We start from the raw sequence: 19419 nt of genomic DNA on the forward strand, positions 1-19419 counted from the left end.
ATATGATCTAACGAAATGGATCCGGATCCCCTTTGCCTTCTCGAATAATTACTGGGTAATCACCCGTTAAATCGATGACTGTAGTTGGTTCATGTCCGCAGTTACCACCATCGATAATTAAATCTGTTCGTTCTCCTAATACATCTCTAATCGCTTCGGGTTCGCTCAAAGGAGCCTTTGCACCGGGTAAAATTAATGTAGTACTCATCAGTGGCGCATCAAGGGCTTCTAGCAAAGCAAGAGTAATATTATTATCCGGCACCCTAAGCCCTAGTGTTCTTCTCTTAGGATGTAACATCAGACGAGGTACCTCATGTGTTGCATTGAGAATGAACGTATAAGATCCAGGAGTAAATGCTTTTAATAATCTGAAAATTGGATTGGATACTTTTGCATAAGTACCTAATTGCGATAAATCTCTGCAAACCAGAGTCATATTGTGGTGCTTGTCTAGTTGCCTTAGTCTCCGAATTCGCTCAAGAGCTGATTTGTTACCCAAACTGCATCCCAAGGCATACCCAGAATCCGTTGGATAAACAATTAGGCCCCCATCTTCAATAATGGAAACCGCTTGTCTTAACAAACGTGCTTGTGGATTATCTGGATGAAGTGCAAAAAACTGACTCATAAAGTCCCCTGTTCAATGTTCCAATCTTGCCAAATAGGCCGACAATTTATTGGTAAAGCTTGCTGTTGCCCAAGTCTAACTCTTGACTGAAAGTCTCCGTGGTAATCTGAACCCGAGGAAGCAAGCAATTCAAACCGCTCAGCTAAAGAAGCCATTTCTTTAATTTGTACAATGGTCATTTCACCTGAAACCACCTCAATGCCAGCGCCACCTGCCTCTTTAAACTCACTGATTAACTCATGCAATTTTGATCGAGTCAACTTGTATTTAAAGGGATGTGCAACTACAGCCTGGCCACCAGATAATAAGATGACTGAAACTGCTTGTTGAACACTAATCCAAGGAGTAGGTATATAAGCGATCTTACCTCGACCAAGATAACTGCTAAAAGCGGCTTTCATGTCTTTTGCTTTGCCTTCCTGAATTAATAAAGCAGCAAAATGGGGTCTTCCCACACGTTTATGGCCAGCTATAGAGCAAGCCTTGTTGTAGGCATCTTCAACACCAATACGCTCAAGACATACACCTATTTGCATCGCTCGATCTATACGACTACTGTTTTGTTGTTCAATCACATGATTTAACTCTGGAGTATCCTTAATATGATATCCGAGAATATGAACATCATTTTTTTTCCATCTTGTGCTGAGTTCAATTCCCCGTACGATCTTAATTGGACTGTTTATAGCCGTGTTTATTAATAAATCACATCCTGCAACCGTATCATGATCCGTCAGTGATAAACATTTCAAATTATTTTCATTAGCTCTTTGCAGTAACTCTTGGGGATTTAAAGCCCCATCTGAAAATGAGCTATGGCAATGCAAATCAATCATAAGGATTAAACGTCAAAAAAGTCATAACTATATCATAGTATGTGATTAAGGAACAAAAATTGATTTCTAATACTGATGATTTAATTTGTTCTGAACGAATTCAACTTGCGCAAGACGTCCGTTTTGGACTATTCTTATAATACGGTTAGCAATTAATTTTATACCTTTGAGCAGTACACTAGTTAGTGAAAGCATTACATTACCCATGCTGAACGCAGACGAAATTGCCAATTTGTGTGGTGTTCTACATGTCAATTTGAAATTGCTAGAGCAGCATTATAAACTATCCATCCATGTGAAGCATCAACAATTAATCTTATCAGCACATTCAGACAAGAGTTTTTCAACGGTCAAAAATATTTTAAAATCATTATTTCCTTTAGCAAAGCACCCAATCGAACTAAACGTTATTAAGCATATGATGAACGAGGACTACCAAAACACAATGACTCACCACATTCGCCTTAGTCGCAAATCAATTTCAGCTAGGAATAATAAGCAAGCTGCCTTTTTAGATGCAATTGATAAGCATGATATTACTTTTGCTGTTGGACCAGCAGGAACAGGTAAAACCTACTTAGCAGTCTCTAAAGCCATTGAGTGTTTTGAAAAAGGAGAAGTACATAGACTTATTTTTGTTCGCCCTGCTGTTGAAGCCGGTGAAAAACTTGGGTTTCTTCCAGGTGATTTGGTTGAAAAAGTGCTTCCCTATTTACGACCAATCTATGATGCCCTCTATGAAATGATTGGTTTTAAAGAAACACAAAAGCTTATTCAAACCGATATTATTGAAATACTACCACTGGCATTTATGCGCGGTAGAACATTGAATGAATCGTTTATTATTTTAGATGAAGCGCAAAATACGACTCAAATGCAAATGAAAATGTTTCTGACGAGAATGGGATTTGGCTCAAAAGCAGTAATTACTGGTGACACTACCCAAATTGATTTACCCAGAGGGGTTGATTCTGGCCTAGACCATGCCCTTAAATTATTTAAAAATATTCCTGAGATTAGTATCCATACATTTTCCAGTCGGGAAGTTGTAAGACATCCATTAGTCTCTAAAATTGTGGATTGCTATGATCATGAGACGGAACGAAATAAGAAATGACCTACTACATCGACATACAAAAGGCCAATGAAGGACCAATACCACTTAATGACAGTGAGATTATCCATTTAGCATCACTTGCATTACGAGATAACCTACCAGACGCCGAACTTACAATACGATTGGTTGAGCCCGAAGAAATGCAGCATCTTAACCACACCTACAGAAGTCAGAACAAAACAACAAATGTACTCGCCTTTCCCTGTAAGCTGCCTCCAAATATCGAGTTAGAGTGCCCATTACTTGGCGATGTTATTGTATGCCCAAAGGTGTTACAAGAAGAAAGTAAGTTAATGAATAAATCTCTAGCCGAACATTGGTCATTAATTATAATTCATGGAGTGTTGCATTTATTAGGGTATGATCATATAAAAGATGAAGACGCCTCAGTAATGCAACAACTAGAGATAAAATTATTAGGTGAGCTTGGATATGCAAACCCGTATGAACTAGAAGGACATGAACTTGAGTAAAGTGGACGAAGGTGGCTCGTGGTTTTCTCGTTTAAAACAATTAATTCAAGGTGAGCCACAAAATCAAGAGGAATTGGTCAGCTTATTAAGAGATGCACAGATTCGTTCTTTAATAAGTTTTGAAACCTTAGCCATGATTGAAGGCGCTATTCTTTTTTCCAAAATGCGGGTACGTGACATCATGCTACCTAAAAACCAAATGGTTTGCATAAAACAGAATGATAATATCAATCACATCATTGAGATTGTAACCCAAACAGGCCACTCTCGATTTCCTGTAATCGACGAAACCTCTGAAGAAATTATCGGTATCTTGCATGCAAAAGATCTACTACGGTACAAACCTGAAAATGCAGACTCCTTTGATTTACTTGACATTTGTAGACTGACTACTTTTGTACCAGAAAGCAAAAGACTTGATAGTCTATTAAGTGAGTTCCGAAGTAATCGAAATCATATGGCTATTGTCGTTGATGAGTATGGAGAAATATCTGGTTTTGTCACCATTGAAGATATTATTGAACAGATTATTGGGGATATTGAAGATGAATTTGATATCGATGAAGACGCCTATATTAAAGCCCATGAAGGGAACTGTTATATTATAAAAGCCCATACCCCCATAGATGAATTCAATGAGCAATTGCAGGCTAACTTCAATGATGAAACTTATGATACAATTGGTGGAATTGTTTTAAGTAAATTTGGTTATCTTCCTAAACGAGGTGAGGTCATTGATCTAGATGATTTTGAATTTAAAGTTCTTAACGCCGATTCGCGAAGAATTAAGTTATTAGAATGTCTTGATAAAAGAACTTCAAGTAAACCAGCCACAAGCGTTGAAGGATAAATTAGTCATGAACAGTGCAATTCTCATTATAGATGACGATACTGAACTTACCGATCTGTTATCACAATATTTAGAACCGGAAGGATTTAATGTCGTTTGTGTCCATGATGGAGAATTGGGCGTAAAAAGAGCACTAAACCAAGTCTTTGATGCGATCATACTTGATGTCATGTTGCCTAAACTCAATGGTTTTGAAGTTCTGAAAGCCATAAGAGAACACCTTGAAACGCCAGTGCTGATGCTAACCGCGCGTGGGGATGATATTGATAAAATTGTTGGGCTTGAAATAGGTGCAGATGATTATTTGCCCAAGCCATGCAATCCTAGGGAGCTTGTTGCCCGCCTTAGAGCAATTTTGCGACGTACTCAAAAGATCCCTACTCCCAAACCAATCATTGAAGAGCATAATATTGTTGTTGATTGTTCTAAAAGACATGTCACTATGTCAGGTAAGTTCCTTGAGTTAACAAATGCGGAGTTCAATATTTTGGAAATGCTCATTAAATCGCCTGGACAAGCCTTTTCAAAAGAGGAGCTCGCTGAATACGCATTAGGTCGAAAATACACGGCCTATGATCGCAGTATCGATGTTCATATTAGTAATTTAAGAAATAAGTTGGGAGATAATCCTCAAGGCGAACCTTTAGTCAAAACAGTTCGTGGATTCGGATACATGTTTAATGCGTAGTTTGTACTGGAAAATCTTTGTCTCCTTTTGGCTTGCAACTATTTTAATTATTTTCACCACTGCATGGGTAACCAGCCAAATTGCTCAAAAATCATCCCAGCCAGCAAGAGAAGAAACGTTCATGGACAGTTATGCAAATGCTGCAGTTGCAACCTTTGAATCTGGACAGCATACAGCACTGTTACAATGGCTTGATCAAATAGGATTATCCCGACATATGACCCTCTTTCTATTATCAAGCAACGGTGAAATCGTTGGTAGAGAGGTCCCTCCCGACAATGTAAAAAACATCTCAAAAGATTTAGACAGTGATCAGCTTCCAAGTCAAGGCATATTCAAGACAGGAAACCTAATAGTTAGCCATGAAATCTTATCAACATCAGGGAAATTTTATCGATTGGTTGCAGTCAGTGAAAAACCTATTTCACACTTTGTACAAATCCCATGGGCCGGACTGACTATACGATTAGCTATAGCGACCTTCGTGAGCGGATTCATTTGCTATTTTCTTTCGTTGTACTTAACCCAACCCTTACGCTCTCTAGGAATGGCCGCTAAATCAATTGCTACAGGTAAATTAAATACACGCGTAGGACACTTTCGAGGTCACTCCAGAGATGAAATCGCTGAGCTTAGCAATGAATTTGACCGAATGGCAGAACAATTAGAAGAGTTAATCCATTCAAAAGAACGCTTGTTACAAGACATTTCACATGAATTACGCTCTCCTCTTGCCCGACTAAATATTGCCATTGAGCTAGGCAAGAAAAAAACCAAGCAACTGGCAGACAGCGAGTTTGAACGGATGGAACTAGAAACATCACGGCTTAATGTTTTAATTGGGGAAATTTTAGAGTTTGCTCGCTTAGAAAAGTCAACTGCCGAACTCGTTTTATCCTCAATCAATATTTCTGATTTACTATTAAGCATTATCAATGATGCTAATTATGAATTTAGAAAACACTCCATTCAAATCACGGCGGAAATTCTTGAGAGTTGTGAACTAACTCTTGATGAAAGACTTATTCATAGAGCGATAGAAAATATCGTTAGAAATGCGGCGCACTACTCACCTAAGAATGAAAGTGTAACTCTTTCGGCTTATTACAATGAAACACGAGATCAAGTCATCATTGATATTGCTGACAAAGGCCCTGGTGTTCCTGAGGAGCAATTGGAGAAAATCTTTAATCCTTTCTATCGGGTGGACACTTCTAGAACAAAAAAAACTGGGGGTTACGGTTTAGGATTAGCGATAGCTTCGAGAGCTATAGCCTTGCATCAGGGTGAAATAAGGGCCGAAAATAGAGCAGGCGGTGGATTGTTAGTACGAATCATGCTGCCTTGCTCAAACATCCCAACGCCCTAGTACCCAAAGTATAAATGGCCACTTAATTATCATTACTTTTTACTGGAAATTTATGATTCTATTAAGTATACTTTGCCTCAAATTTATCCGAACAATCCTGCCGTGAGCAAAGAAACTAATTATAATAAAGTCAGCAGTATTTTCTTCTTTTCTGGTTTTTTACTCTCAAAAATCCAATACGTTCCATTTATTATTGCATCTTCTTTTACAAATCTTGCTGCTCTTGTTTTGTACATGATGGGTTATGGTTTATGGTTTATTGGCATTCAAGGAACTCCACCTAACCCTGAGTGGTCTCCATTTGCCAATTTGAAATCTAAATTTTTATACGCTGCTGTTCTAGGTCTTCTGGCAAGCACCATCAGTGTTCTTGCTTTAATCAACCCATTGTTTTTAGTACCCGCAGCCTGGTTATATTTTGCAAGTAATGTGCTATGGGTTGGAGGCGAGTACTATAAATTACAGGGCTCTGATCCTAACTCCACTAGAGAGTACATCAATAGCCAAAAAAACTATTTTAACTACTCGATTACTATTTCAACCATTGGATTTGTTACTGCACTTGCTACAACACTTTCTTTTTTTATCCCACCAATTACACTTCCTGTTATTCTGATAAGCTCCATTATTTGTATAGGGCTAGGTTGTTTGTCTTTTGAATATTGGCTAGAGTCAAAAATCACATCTCCATCAACTACCGATATTGAACTTGTTGAAATAAGCCATAATAAAATTCAGAGTGAGCTTGGAGCATCTAATCGATGTAAAAAATCAGACGAACAATCGCCATACCATGGAAATAGCCCCTTGAGAAATGATGAAAACCCCGATGAAAATTACACGAGTAGCCTCTCTTCCGAATCAGATTTAGGCCCTTGTCATAAGCCTTAACAATAAAGTATAGTCTGCACTCTAAATGATGAGGATAACCATGGACAAAGTAATCGCTGAAATGATTCACCGGGCAAGTAAAGTCTTACCTAATGCCTATGCACCGTACTCTAAGTTTTTAGTAGCATCTTGTATTCTTACAGAGAAAAACAATTACTACACAGGAGTGAACGTGGAAAATGGATCCTATGGTTTGACAGTTTGCGCAGAAACATCAGCAATTTGTAACATGGTAAGCTCAGGAGAAACACAGATTAAAAGTATTGCAGTACTGGCTGGGAACAATTTACTATGCTCCCCCTGTGGATCATGCAGACAAACGATTTATGAGTTTTCTACAGCAAGTACAATGGTTCACTTATGCAATAAAGATAAAGTACTCCAAAGCTTACCTATACATGAACTTTTACCTTTAGCATTTGATTTTAAACCATAAGTGAATAATCCCTATGACTACATTCTCGACAAACCAAAAACCCCCATTTATAGCATGCGAACACATAAAGCAACTATACCCCAACTTTTCACCCTTAGTGGGAATAGTATTAGGCTCTGGTTTAGGACAATTTGCTGAAGAGCTTGAAGATAAAATTATCATTGATTTTGATGATTTACCAGGTTTCCCAAAGCTAACCGTTAAAGGTCATGGTGGAAAACTAATCCTTGGTTATCTCGGAAAAATAGCAGTAGTATGCTTGCAAGGCAGAGCACATACGTATGAAGGACTTGAAAACTATGAAACAGTGAAGACCTACGTAAGAACGTTAAAACTCTTAGGTTGTAAGTTTTTTATTGCCACCAATGCATCCGGCTCATTAAATGATCAAGTTGGACCTGGTGAATTAATGTTAATCACTGATCACATCAATTTACAACCAAGTAATCCACTTATAGGCCCTAATGATGATGAATTTGGTCCAAGATTCTATCCTCTAGATAACGCCTATGATAAAGACATGCGTTCTAAACTGCTTGATAGCGCCCATAAACTATCTATAGATTTACATGAGGGAGTCTATATTTCAGTATTGGGGCCACACTATGAAACTGCTGCTGAAATTCGCGCATTTAGGTTATTGGGTGCAGATGCGGTAGGCATGTCAACAGTACCTGAAGTTTTAGTGGCGAACCATTGTGGGATGAAGGTAGCAGTTATAGCTATTATCACTAATTTTGCTACCGGCCTATCAAAAACTAGCCATAGCCATGATGAAGTGGTTAAAATGGCAGAAAGAGCTGCGACTAAGTTAAGATCTCTTGTTAAAGACTATGTTATGGGGTTAATGTGAGTTTAGACTCAAGCTTAAATACTCTTCTTAACCGATTATTAAGTCAACAACAACGTTCACTTAAGTCTAATCTAGAATTGATACAATGCATTGACTTAACCTTGCTTGATGAGGCTGCAGATAAACACTCTTTAGGGCAAGTTTATCAACAAGCCCAGCGTTATCCCGTAGCTGCAATCTGCGTGTACTCACAACATTTGAACCAATTTGTTTCACTGCCAACCATTAAATTGGCTACAGTAGTCAATTTCCCTCAAGGAACAGATGAACTATTAAGCTGCCTCGCAGCTATTGATCAAGCAGTTAATATTGGTGCTCATGAAATCGACTATGTCTTCCCTTATGAAGAATACATGAGCGGAAATAAACAAAAGGCACTCAATCATTGTGATGTTATTATTCAAGATTGCAAAAAGCTTGGTTTAAATTTAAAAATAATTCTTGAAACTGGAGCGTTTCCGAATATGGACAGTGTTTATCAATTGAGTTCTGAATTGATTAGCCTCGGAGCCCCCTTTTTAAAAACCTCTACCGGCAAAATAAATACTGGAGCAACTTTTAGTGCAGCATTCGCTATTTTAACTGCCATTAAGGACGCTCCTGAATATCATTGTGGAATTAAGTTGTCCGGAGGTATTAAGTCAACCGAACAAGCCCAACAATATGCTCACCTCGCGGAGTTACTCATGGAAAAGGCAATTCATCCAAGCTGGTTTAGGATCGGTGCTAGCTCACTTCTTACTAGTCTTACTGTTCCGTAAATGCTCTTCTAAAATTATCAAATAAGGGTGTTAATAAGTAATCTAAAGCGGTTCTATGATCGACAATGATCATTGCTTGTGCTGGCATACCTGGATACAGCTGAACATGTTTCAACTGACTAAGTGACTCAGAAGACAATGTGATGATTGCTTTGTAATAATGAGTTTTTGTGACTGGATCCTCAAATACATCAGCGGATACTTTACTGACAGTGCCATACACAATCGGAACAACTCTCTGCTTGTAGGCAGTTAGATAAACCTTAGCAGGTAATCCTTCTCTAACTACATCGATATCATTTGGGCTTATATGAACCTCTAATATCAATTTGTTGCTGATGGGAACAATATCACAAATCTCTTGCCCTGGTGAAATGACGCCACCAATAGTATGTTTTTTTAACCCCATAATAATCCCCTCTTGTGGGGATTTAATAACAGTCCGCTCAAGTATATCTTTTGCTGATTTCAGCTTTTCCTGTAAATCGGCTAATTTCTGTTGCTCTAATCGCAGTTGCTCTAGCAATAACTTACGCCGATTTTCTGTTAATTCATACAACTGAGACTGAGTCTCACCAATCCCTTGGTAAGATTTAGCAATCATACCCAAATACTCATCTCTGTTACCTAACAGTCTTGCCGCTTCGCGTTTCAGCGAAAGCAGTCGCGGCTTATCAACCAATTTTCTATCGGCTAAATATTGTACTGCTGCTATCTCCTCATTAATTAATTTCAATTGGGTATCACTGGATTTTTCTTGGGCTTGGTAACTTTCAATTTGCTTGTTAAATTGTTCAATCCGTTGTTTTAACACTAAAATTTCACCTTGATAAGTATTATTATTTGCATCAAATAGCTCCTCTTGACCATTAATTATTTTCAATACCTTGGGATTACTGTTGTTATTCATTAATTCGTCTGGAAATTTAATTTCAGTTGCATCACTTAATTCACTTAATATCCTGGCTTCAGATGCCATGGACTCCCAAGTTTGCCCCTCAAGCAACTGCAAAGTTGCTGTTGCTTGAGTATCATCTAATTTAATCAATACCTCTCCTGCTTTCACGCGCTTCCCTTCCTCTATCAAAATGGATTTAATAATTCCACCCTCAAGATGCTGAATTGTTTTTCGTTCACCTTGCACGATAAAATACCCTTCAGCAACCGCTGCTGAGTCCAGGGGGAAAAGCATAGCCCACAGCAAAAATCCTCCAACAAATGCAATAAGTATTACCATACCTATTAGCCGAAGATCATCAAAGCGAGGCTCCTTAGGTAAGTTAGGCAACTGTTTATTTATCTTATCCCATTCCATAGCTACTTCTTTGCTGATGTTCTGTCTTAATCAGTTGTAATTTAGCGAGAACTTTCTCTTTAGTACCAGCCATTTTAATTTTTCCATCACTTAGCAGCACTATATTATCTGCGTATTGAATAAGGTTCGGCCTATGCGAAATAACAACTATTGTACATTTTTGTTCTTTTAGCTTTAACAATGCATTGAGAAGAGCAAATTCACCCTCAGCGTCTAAATTTGAGTTTGGCTCATCCAATACAATCAATTGAGGGTCTCCATACAATGCTCTTGCTAGAGCAACTCTTTGCCTTTGACCACCTGAAAGCTGAGAAATGGACGATTGAATTAAAGATTCATATCCATTGGGTAAATGCAAAATCATGTCATGACATCCTGCCAGCTGAGCTGCTTTAATAACAGCAAGCTCATCCACAGGGCCTAACCTGGCAATATTGTCTTTGATACTTGCACTAAATAACTCAATGTCTTGGGGTAAGTAACCAACATAATGACCAAAATCATTGCGATCCCAATGATAAACATCTGCACCATCTAATCGTACAGATCCAGAAGTAGGTTTTACAATTCCACAAATTAACCTTGCTAATGTGGTTTTACCTGCTGCAGATGGTCCTAGCAATGCTAAGATCTCTCCTGGTTTCACCTTAAAATGAATGTCCTCCAAAATCATACGAGGCTCAGCAGATGAACTCGATAGGCATAGACCTTCCACTGAAAGTAATCCTTTAGGCTTAGGTAGTTTGATGCTTGTGTTTCTCTGTGAACTGTTTTCAAAATGTGCTTTTAGACGCTCCATGATTTCTTTACCATGTTGGAATTGCTTCCATGCACCGATTGCCTGATCAACCGGTGAGAGAGCTCTTGACATTAGGATAGAGGCAGCAATCATCATTCCACCGGTTATTTGATTATTTAGAACCAGATACGCCCCCACTGCAAGTATTAAAACCTGCAAAAGCATCCGTGCAAATTTACTAGACGAAATAATAACACTCGATAGTTTGTTTAATTCTTCAGTGAGCTCCAGCGATTTTTTATTTTTTTCTTGCCAGCCGTTGATTAGATGTCCAAGCATTCCCATGGCCTGAATGACCTCTGCATGACGTAAGGTGTTTGAAGTATTGAAGGTATTCATCATGCTTGAATTATCGATTTTAGTCTGAATTTTATGCGTAAGTCGTTGATTCATAATTGCTATGGCAAACAGCAGTATAGCACCCACAGTAGCTACTACCCCCAACAAAGGAGAGATAAGTACTATAACCAACAAATAGATTGGAACCCATGGTGTGTCCATAAGGGTAAATAAAAAGCTACCACTTAATATGGATTTTAGTTGCGCGATGTCCTTCAAAACCAATTGCGGATAATTATTTCCATTGAGTATGCAATCAGGACCAGACAATAACGCAGCTGGACTTAACCTTTCATCCAACCAATTACTTATTCTGCCGGCAATACGAATTCTCACCATATCTAAAATGGAGAGTATTAATAAGATAAATGCCGCAATAAGCGTAAGGAAAATCAAGGTTTGATAATTTCTAGCAGCTAAGACTCTATCAAAAATTTGCATCATGTACACAGGGATAGTTAACATAAATAAATTAATAAACAAGCTGAAGAGGCCAATATAAAGGAGTGCATGCTGACATGAGTGATACAAGTAGGTGTATAAGTTTGCATTCTTATCGTGTTGATTCATGATCTTATTACAAAAAATAGACAAAGCGGTTGGTTAAATTATAGACTATATGCACTAAGATAAATTATTTATAATAAATTCGGTTTATGAGTTGAATTGTTCAATTTATGTACTATAATTCACTTACGAGTATTTATTTGAGGTTAGTTTATGTCTCTGATGTTTATCTAGGGATGTTGAGATTCATAGAAATATCCTCGCTTAAAACCTGAACATCCCCCCTTATCCTAAAGAGCTAAATTATTGTATGTGGTTGTAATCATTATAGGTTGTACTAATCATGAGCATTATTATTGGTACAGGAGGTAATGACACACTTCAGGGAACGACAGGAAATGACATTATTGTTGCGAAAAGTGGTAATGACGTTATTAACAGCGGAGCGGGTAATGATTTAATTATCGGCGGTAAAGGGAATGATGTTATTAACGCAGGATCTGGAAGTGACGTGGTCCTGGCGGGTGCGGGTAACGATACGATTATTTATAATGTAAAAGAGAATATAGGTTCTTTTGATTACATCAATGGTGAATCTGGTACAGATACTTTGTATCTTGGAATGGATTACGCCACGTATCAATCAGCTTCCTTTCAAAGTGATTTGAACAGATGGTACCATTCTAAAGGATGCTCGTTCTTTTCGTTTAATACCTTCCAGCTGGTAACAAAGTCCGTCGAGTTAATTAATTTTTCTGCTTTTGCTTTGGATGATTTCTATACAAATAAACTCAACCAATTGGGCTTGATTGCTAGAGAAGATCAACCATTCGTTGTCGATGCAGCACATGGACTAAAGGTCAACGATTTTGATCTCGATGGGAATAGTTTCTCTGTTGTAGCGGGTAGTTTCACAACATCAGCAGGTAACTTTGTAACGGTTAACGCAGATGGTAGCTTTACCTATAGCACAACTAAAGATTATGCATCTGTAGATACTAATGGAAATGTGGTTAATGACTCGTTTTCTTATACAATTAAGGATAATTATGGAGGCACTAACACAGGAAAAGTGACCTTATTTGTTAACCCAACAGCCGATACCCCTAGTTTAACAGTAGCTGATGTCGATGGAAGCGAAGCTCATTTGATTGATTTAAATGTAATAGCTCATCTTAACGATACTAGTGGTCGGGAGGTGTTATCTGGAAAAGTATCCGGGCTAACCGCTTCAGCTGCATTTGTTGATGACCAAGGAAATCCCATTGGAACCGATTTAGGTGATGGTACATGGAGCTTTACGCCTACAGAACTGGCTGAGTTGCATTTATTGACCAACGATTCTGCAACAACTGCCGCTTCAGAAGCAAACAGTAAAATTGAGGTGTACAATGCCGCGAGCTCAAAACTCGAAGCAGCACTTCAAAACGCAAGCGCCAAAAACACTCTTTTAGCTGCAGCAAATGCTGATGTAGCAGCTAAACAGGCAGACCTCGATGCGATGACTCAAGCATTAGTGACAGCGCAATCCGATGCATCTGCAGCACAAATCAGCCTTGATGCCTTCAGTTCTTCACTAGCCAGTCTAGCTTCTGCAAAATCAGCCCTACTTGCTGAAAGAACAGCACTTGCTGCAGCGAGCGCTCCTGCAACAGCTCAACCAGCAGCTCCTACTGCAACAGCAACCGATGCTCAAGCAGTGAGTGGAACAGATGGATCAGTAGCGCAAACTGTTGCAAGCTTGGTAACTGCCACGGAGACTAAAGTAGCTTTAGACGCTACATTAGCCGGTGCTTTAGCTGGCACTACAGCAACCGCTTCTATAACCCCTGTAGTTGCTATTGCTGTAGCAGATGCTGCCGCAGTAGATTCGACTGATGCTACCAGAGCTGCTGTTTCTGTTTCCGCTGATAAAACCATGCTGGCTACTGCTGATGTTACGTTAGCTATCACAGCCACAGTGGATCAAACCATGCTGGCAACTTCTAGTGCAACGTCAGCCACCACAGCCACAGCGGATCAAACACTGGCAACTACCGCCACTGCAGATGCAACTGCAACAGCATCATCAGGTGCTGGATCCACTCCAGCTTCAGCTCCATCAGTACCTGTGGATTCAGCCGCCACAGCAACTGCTAGGGTGCAAGAAATAGATGCTCAGGTCGCTTCTATCGATGCACAAAGGACTGATATTCTTGGGCAACAAGCATCTGCACAGCTATCAGCTGATACAGCTGCTCAAGCGGTAATTGACGCCCAAGCAGCGAAAACCTTAGCAGCACAACTTTTAGTAGACTCACAAACTGCACAAGCCACTGCAGCAACGGAAGCCAGCGCAGCTCAAACTGCAGTTGATGTTGCAAGAGAAGCTCAAGCAACGGCTTTAGCGGATGCACAAACCGCAGTTGCAGCAGCAATTCAAGCCGAAGCCTCTAATAATCTAACCTTAACCATAGAAGTGAAAGCTACTGAGCCGTTCAATGGAGAGTTTGCAATAACAACAGACCATATGCACGTTGAAGTAAGCTCACAAATTACAATTGATGGTATGTGGACCTAAACAAATAACCCTAGCTGAAATCTATTTCAGCTAGGGTATTCATTTTGTCAATGCGTGAATATCCCTGGGCAACACGTAAACGGTGAAAAATAATGCGATAACACTTAAACATGTTATGGTTATGGTCATTGGCAATATGGAATTAGCGGATAAAAGACTGATAAAAAAACTGGTTAACATTGCAAACACCTGCTGCATTAATACAATCACGGAGGCGGCAACAGCCGAAATATCTTTGATGGGGCTTAGTGCGGCTGACCAATAATGTGGAGTTATCAACCCCATAGAAAACATAGTTACACTCACTATTGATAAAATAACCATTAGATTTATTGGTTTGTACATCCCTAAAAGAAATAGTCCTAATGAAGCTAATCCGCACAAATAGACGCCTACACGAATAAATACAAGGTGACTTACTCTATTTCCAATGATCTCCGAGCTTATTAGTCCGAGGAGAATTCCAATCCCAGGGATCATTAAGTAATCACCGATTGTTTGAGCTGGTAATGAATAGGTGCTCATAAAGAAAAAGGGTGCCAATGTATTGAAGGCCGTGGGAATCGCATTGATAGCTCCGCCAATTAAAGCACTTCCAAGAAATAATCGACAAGTGAACAATGAACGGCTTTCGCGAACTAGCTGTTTGATGGTGATAGTATCCCCACCTTTTTTAACCGATGTTTCAGGCAAAATGAAATAGGCAAGAGCTAATACAATGACTGAAGCTATGCAATAAACGCCTACTGTACAGCGCCAACCTAAGTATTTTAGTAAATATCCGCTTGCCAATGGAGCTACTATTGCCGTTACCCACATAACTATACTGACAGCACCGAAGATCCTTGAGTGAGATTCAGGTGGAAAGGAATCCTTTATCATTGCGTTGCTTAAACTCAGAAGTCCTCCAGCAGCAAAAGCCTCCAGAAATAGAGCAAAGTACAATCCCAGGCGCGACCTTGCAGCCATCCAAAATAGCAGACCTAATACTGCAATGACTAAACTCACTATGTAGATTCGACGTCTGCCATAGATCTCTGCGTTAAAACTAATAATGAACTGTGAAACAATAATCCCACCTAGATAAACGGGTATAAGTAATTGCATGTTAGGAGTAGACACATGAAGATCTAATCCAATAAAGGGTAAAAGTGGCAAACTTCCAATTGCAATGAGTTGGACAAATGCACTAGCGGCTAAAATCACAGACAGTATGCCTATGGATAATGGGTTCGTTTTAACAGGTGTAGTTTCAGTATTCATATTTAGAATTCAAACACTTATCGGATTCTAATGTCAATTAAAACAAGAGCAACTACACTTAAGAATAATAGTGGGAGTTATCAACTAAGGATTTCTCATGAAAAAACGAACTGCTTTAATCACTGGAGCAGAAAAGGGAATAGGTCTGGCTATCTCGAGACGACTCTCAAATCTTCACTATGATGTGATTGGTATTGACCTTGGTATTCAACCAAGAGAATACCCAGGAAGGCTATATCAAACAAATCTTTCCAACTTACATGATGCAGAATCGTGTTTCTCAAGCATACTTAAAAATCATGAAATCGATATCCTAATCAATAATGTTGGAATATCCATTGCTCAAAAGATTACGGAAATAGACTTTAATGATTTTGACAAGGTGTTCAACCTTAATGTAAAGATAGCTGCCCTTGCTGCTAAACTAATTGCGCCAGGAATGATTAAAAAAAATTGGGGTCGAATTGTTAATATTTCCAGCATTCGCGCCTTTGGTGGAAAAGACACTTCCACTTATGGTGCATCTAAAGCCGCACTCATTGGTTGCACCCTCAACTGGGCCGTTGAATTAGCGCCACATGGAATTACCGTAAACTGTGTAGCGCCCGGAGCAATAGACACAGAGATGTTCCGCAAAAACTATCCCCAAGGCAGTCAATTAGAGACTGATTTCTTAAAACATATCCCTATGAGTCGAGTTGGTAATCAAGAAGATATCGCATCAGCTGTAGAGTACTTAGCTTCAGAAAATGCTGGTTATATCACTGGTCAGGTATTAGTCATTGATGGTGGGTTAACGTTGATTTCAGTTTAGCCCTCTGCTCACTGAAAGTAAGCAGAGGGTACCATTAATTATTTAGTACTCACTACCATTATCGGCTACTACGCGAGTATGACGCCCATAAATAACTAAAATCTTTTGTTTGTTTTTGAGTCTTAGGTCTTCTGATTGAACTACTGATATGATAGTACCCGTATTTAATTTAATAACATACTCCATGCCATGAGTCTGATTATAGCCACCATCCATCAAATTACTATCTGCTGAACCTTTTACACGTAAACTAGAATCACTGCTTTGACGATGTAAATTAACAGGGCGTTTAGAAATAATCACTCCCGGAATTACTTTTTTTACCTTACCAATTTCATTGGCATCGTACTCCCCAGGAGGAAGATCTTTGCTGCAACTCGCTATGGTGAGTCCAATTAATACAACAAGTATTGATTTAAATAGAGAATTTTTTTTCATAGTCATCTCCCTCCCAGAAGAATATCAGTTGGTTGCTGATTGTAACTTAACTTTTTTCATTTGTTTAGAGCTAATTAATAGGAAGTCGCAACCGCACACCACATGAGTAATCCATAGTAGTTACTGATTAAAAATGCTCTAAAACACAGTGCGGGAATACGTTCTCTTATAAGTTTCTGCTGATACACTAATACACCCAAGGCTAATAGCCAAAACACATAAAATAGAACATTTATACTGCGCATTAAACCCCATACCAACCATAAAGAATGAAAAGTAAGTTGTAAAAGCCCTATCACTAGTTTGTCGTAATTTGCAAAATAAATGGCCGTTGACTTAACACCAATTTTTAAATCATCCATTTTATCAGCCATGGCGTACATTGTGTCATAAGCTACAATCCATAAATAGTTGATCAGCATCATAAAGAGAACATCAAACTCATTCATATTCCCTGTTGCCGCAAATACCATAGGAATCCCCATTGAAAACGCAATACCGAGAATCATTTGTGGTGCCTGTAAAAATCGTTTACAAAATGGGTAGATAAAGCTGATGAATACTGAAATTAATGCAAGATAAAAACAATTGAGTGGTAATTTTAGTAATAAAAGTGCCGATGCGGCCAAAAGAATGGTCAAAGCAAAAATGGCCTGAGATAAAGTTAATTCACCGGAGGTTAATGGTCTATTTTTGGTACGCTCCACATGAAGATCGATGTGTCTATCCACAATGTCATTCAAAACACAGCCAGCAGAACGCATAAAAACCGTGCCAAGAGTAAAAACAAGTAGCAAATCGAATTGTGGAATCCCCTTGCAGGCGACCCACAACGCCCATGCTGTAGGATACCACAATAAAAAAATACCTATTGGCTTATCTAATCGCATTAATCGAGCATAGGCAGACCATGAAATCATCAGACTCTCTCTAAATCGGGTAATAAAATCTCATACAAATAAAAGTGTTCTTTGTCATCCAATTGGTATTGGACTAACCTTAACCACAATGTGGCATTTATAAAAGGCAAATACTTCTTTACCCAGTGGTATTCAATATTGAATTCACTAATTGAATAACACTGCTGTAAACCACGTTTAACCCTTTGTCCGTCAAAGATTAAATTGCGCATTGACTCGTTCTCTAATCGTCTAAAAAATTCAGGATCAATTTGGTAACATGATTGAGGTATTATTGTACGTGCATACCAATAATGATGTTCACATCCATTCATCAATATTTCTCTAAGAAAAATTGACTGGTCATCAACATGAAGCATATGGCGCACAAACCAATCAACATCAGTCCATTGCTGATTAAGCACTTTCAACTCTACTTTCCCAATAATGGCTTGCAGCTTGTCCGTTAATGACGTTGAACAAGATAACCACTCATTTAAGTTTGCTGGGTGGTTTGCACCTGTTGTATAGATTAATTGAGAATTCATACTTCATTTCAAATCGTATAATTCTGTGTATGGTACAGAATTACCCACTTACGAACAATCCTTATGCTCTTTTTAGTCTGCCGAGTCGATTCAAGAGTAAAACCACCTTTTCATGAGTGATCTGATTCTCCAAAACAAAGGTTCCATTGCTCATCGCATGCATAGGACTATTGGAAATGGTAATACATGTATTGGAGTCGACTCCTTTCCATTTTAAGCTCCAATTGCGATGCAAAAAGGTCCATTCATTAAGGATGCTCATCGAATTCTGCTTTTTATCTTTAGAAAGTAGGAGTCCATCTGACCACCCTTTCTTTGCCCTGATTGGTAACAAATACAGCGGATAACCCAATTGAATTGCCTGATGCTTCGAATATTGAACGGCATTGTAAATAGTATCTATTAAGACTTGTTGCTCATTGTTATCAAGAGTATTTCGATAAGCGGGAACTACCAACACCAGCAAAACCGAAATAATTGCCAATGCAACGACTAACTCCAGCAGGCTTAATCCCTTACACCCCATTTTCTTTCAGCCTTGACCAAGCATTTTCTTTAAATTGAACAAGATCTGCGAATGCTTGCTTTTTCATTTTTGGAAAACTGATTAACGACTCTAAATCAATGAATAATAAATTCTGATCTACAAATGGCTTTAATTTCTCTGACAATGAAGTGTTTGAATCAAAACATAACACTCCTAACAACATCCTATTTAGATATCCATCTACCACTAAAGAAAGTATCTGATCGTTGTAGGTTATGTGCTCTACCCTGTTTTCGTCTAAATCTACAAAAGACTCTATTTGTTTGAGTAGATACTTGGATTTTGTATTACACTGAGATGGCATAATAACAAACATCTTTTCTATTTTAGAATCACATATTGGGCTCGTTTTAGATGGCTTAGCTCGATTAATCCAGGGTATAATCCCCATTTTATTGAGGTAGTAAAGACTTAAATTATCATACATTTCGTGAAATCGACATAAAAATTGAATACATAATACCCCATTGCAACCCTATATGACCATA

21 protein-coding genes are annotated in these 19419 nt (G+C 38.7%); 11 read left to right on the forward strand and 10 right to left on the reverse strand.

Features of this window, described 5'->3' with window-relative positions:
* Window positions 1–7: 7 nt before the first annotated feature.
* Both Lwal_RS03610 and Lwal_RS03615 read right to left on the reverse strand, forming a co-directional pair.
* A complete protein-coding gene (locus tag Lwal_RS03610; RefSeq protein ID WP_058479554.1) occupies window positions 8–628 on the reverse strand; it encodes an L-threonylcarbamoyladenylate synthase in 621 nt (206 codons plus the stop codon).
* Window positions 625–1464, reverse strand: a complete 840-nt coding sequence (locus Lwal_RS03615; RefSeq protein WP_058479555.1) for a PHP domain-containing protein — start codon at window positions 1462–1464, stop codon at window positions 625–627. Before Lwal_RS03615 ends, Lwal_RS03610 begins: the two co-directional genes overlap by 4 nt.
* A gap of 166 nt (window positions 1465–1630) precedes the next feature.
* Here Lwal_RS03615 and Lwal_RS03620 point away from each other — a divergent pair, with 166 nt between their 5' ends.
* The 9 genes from Lwal_RS03620 (at window position 1631) to deoC (ending at window position 8902) form a co-directional block, all read left to right on the forward strand.
* Window positions 1631–2581, forward strand: a complete 951-nt coding sequence (locus Lwal_RS03620; protein WP_058479556.1) for a PhoH family protein — start codon at window positions 1631–1633, stop codon at window positions 2579–2581.
* Window positions 2578–3054 carry an rRNA maturation RNase YbeY gene (gene ybeY, locus Lwal_RS03625; RefSeq protein ID WP_058479557.1) on the forward strand — a complete coding sequence of 159 codons (477 nt, stop codon included), beginning with the start codon at window positions 2578–2580 and terminating at the stop codon, window positions 3052–3054. Before Lwal_RS03620 ends, ybeY begins: the two co-directional genes overlap by 4 nt.
* Window positions 3041–3904: an HlyC/CorC family transporter gene (locus Lwal_RS03630; protein WP_095197521.1), complete on the forward strand. Its 864-nt coding sequence runs from the start codon at window positions 3041–3043 to the stop codon at window positions 3902–3904. The genes ybeY and Lwal_RS03630 overlap by 14 nt, the downstream gene beginning before the upstream one ends.
* A 7-nt stretch (window positions 3905–3911) precedes the next feature.
* Complete coding sequence (gene cpxR / locus Lwal_RS03635) at window positions 3912–4592, forward strand: two-component system response regulator CpxR (protein ID WP_058479558.1); 681 nt, start codon at window positions 3912–3914, stop codon at window positions 4590–4592.
* Window positions 4585–5961, forward strand: a complete 1377-nt coding sequence (gene cpxA, locus Lwal_RS03640) for a two-component system sensor histidine kinase CpxA (RefSeq protein ID WP_058479559.1) — start codon at window positions 4585–4587, stop codon at window positions 5959–5961. Before cpxR ends, cpxA begins: the two co-directional genes overlap by 8 nt.
* A 102-nt stretch (window positions 5962–6063) precedes the next feature.
* Window positions 6064–6852: a hypothetical protein gene (locus Lwal_RS03645; RefSeq protein WP_133141229.1), complete on the forward strand. Its 789-nt coding sequence runs from the start codon at window positions 6064–6066 to the stop codon at window positions 6850–6852.
* 40 nt (window positions 6853–6892) lie between these two features.
* Window positions 6893–7288, forward strand: a complete 396-nt coding sequence (cdd, locus tag Lwal_RS03650; protein WP_058479561.1) for a cytidine deaminase — start codon at window positions 6893–6895, stop codon at window positions 7286–7288.
* A 13-nt stretch (window positions 7289–7301) separates the two neighbouring features.
* A complete protein-coding gene (locus tag Lwal_RS03655) occupies window positions 7302–8141 on the forward strand; it encodes a purine-nucleoside phosphorylase (protein WP_058479562.1) in 840 nt (279 codons plus the stop codon).
* Window positions 8138–8902: a deoxyribose-phosphate aldolase gene (gene deoC, locus Lwal_RS03660; RefSeq protein WP_058479563.1), complete on the forward strand. Its 765-nt coding sequence runs from the start codon at window positions 8138–8140 to the stop codon at window positions 8900–8902. Before Lwal_RS03655 ends, deoC begins: the two co-directional genes overlap by 4 nt.
* Here deoC and Lwal_RS03665 read toward each other — a convergent pair.
* Both Lwal_RS03665 and Lwal_RS03670 read right to left on the reverse strand, forming a co-directional pair.
* Window positions 8889–10217, reverse strand: a complete 1329-nt coding sequence (locus Lwal_RS03665; protein ID WP_058479564.1) for an HlyD family type I secretion periplasmic adaptor subunit — start codon at window positions 10215–10217, stop codon at window positions 8889–8891. The genes deoC and Lwal_RS03665 overlap by 14 nt on opposite strands.
* Window positions 10204–11925, reverse strand: coding sequence for a type I secretion system permease/ATPase (locus Lwal_RS03670; protein ID WP_058479565.1), 1722 nt, complete (start codon window positions 11923–11925; stop codon window positions 10204–10206). Before Lwal_RS03670 ends, Lwal_RS03665 begins: the two co-directional genes overlap by 14 nt.
* A gap of 280 nt (window positions 11926–12205) precedes the next feature.
* On the opposite strand from Lwal_RS03670, the gene Lwal_RS03675 reads away from it, so the two are divergent.
* Entirely contained in the window at window positions 12206–14422 is a 2217-nt protein-coding gene (locus Lwal_RS03675) for an Ig-like domain-containing protein (RefSeq protein ID WP_058479566.1), read from the forward strand.
* Window positions 14423–14461: 39 nt separating this feature from the next.
* On the opposite strand, the gene Lwal_RS03680 is transcribed toward Lwal_RS03675, so the two are convergent.
* Window positions 14462–15685 carry an MFS transporter gene (locus tag Lwal_RS03680; protein WP_058479567.1) on the reverse strand — a complete coding sequence of 408 codons (1224 nt, stop codon included), beginning with the start codon at window positions 15683–15685 and terminating at the stop codon, window positions 14462–14464.
* A gap of 97 nt (window positions 15686–15782) precedes the next feature.
* Between Lwal_RS03680 and Lwal_RS03685 the strand changes: the two genes are divergently transcribed.
* Window positions 15783–16499: an SDR family oxidoreductase gene (locus Lwal_RS03685; protein WP_058479568.1), complete on the forward strand. Its 717-nt coding sequence runs from the start codon at window positions 15783–15785 to the stop codon at window positions 16497–16499.
* 42 nt (window positions 16500–16541) lie between these two features.
* On the opposite strand, the gene Lwal_RS03690 is transcribed toward Lwal_RS03685, so the two are convergent.
* The 5 genes from Lwal_RS03690 to Lwal_RS03710 all read right to left on the reverse strand — a co-directional run bounded on the left by Lwal_RS03690 (window position 16542) and on the right by Lwal_RS03710 (window position 19358).
* Window positions 16542–16937 carry a hypothetical protein gene (locus tag Lwal_RS03690; RefSeq protein WP_058479569.1) on the reverse strand — a complete coding sequence of 132 codons (396 nt, stop codon included), beginning with the start codon at window positions 16935–16937 and terminating at the stop codon, window positions 16542–16544.
* Window positions 16938–17011: 74 nt separating this feature from the next.
* A complete protein-coding gene (gene ubiA, locus Lwal_RS03695; protein ID WP_083500033.1) occupies window positions 17012–17857 on the reverse strand; it encodes a 4-hydroxybenzoate octaprenyltransferase in 846 nt (281 codons plus the stop codon).
* Complete coding sequence (locus tag Lwal_RS03700; protein WP_058479570.1) at window positions 17857–18384, reverse strand: chorismate--pyruvate lyase family protein; 528 nt, start codon at window positions 18382–18384, stop codon at window positions 17857–17859. Before Lwal_RS03700 ends, ubiA begins: the two co-directional genes overlap by 1 nt.
* Before the next feature lie 61 nt (window positions 18385–18445).
* Window positions 18446–18910, reverse strand: a complete 465-nt coding sequence (locus Lwal_RS03705) for a GspH/FimT family pseudopilin (RefSeq protein WP_058479571.1) — start codon at window positions 18908–18910, stop codon at window positions 18446–18448.
* Complete coding sequence (locus Lwal_RS03710) at window positions 18900–19358, reverse strand: hypothetical protein (RefSeq protein WP_133141228.1); 459 nt, start codon at window positions 19356–19358, stop codon at window positions 18900–18902. Before Lwal_RS03710 ends, Lwal_RS03705 begins: the two co-directional genes overlap by 11 nt.
* Window positions 19359–19419 lie beyond the last annotated feature (61 nt).

Source organism: Legionella waltersii (genome assembly GCF_001468085.1).
GTDB classification, from domain to species: domain Bacteria; phylum Pseudomonadota; class Gammaproteobacteria; order Legionellales; family Legionellaceae; genus Legionella; species Legionella waltersii.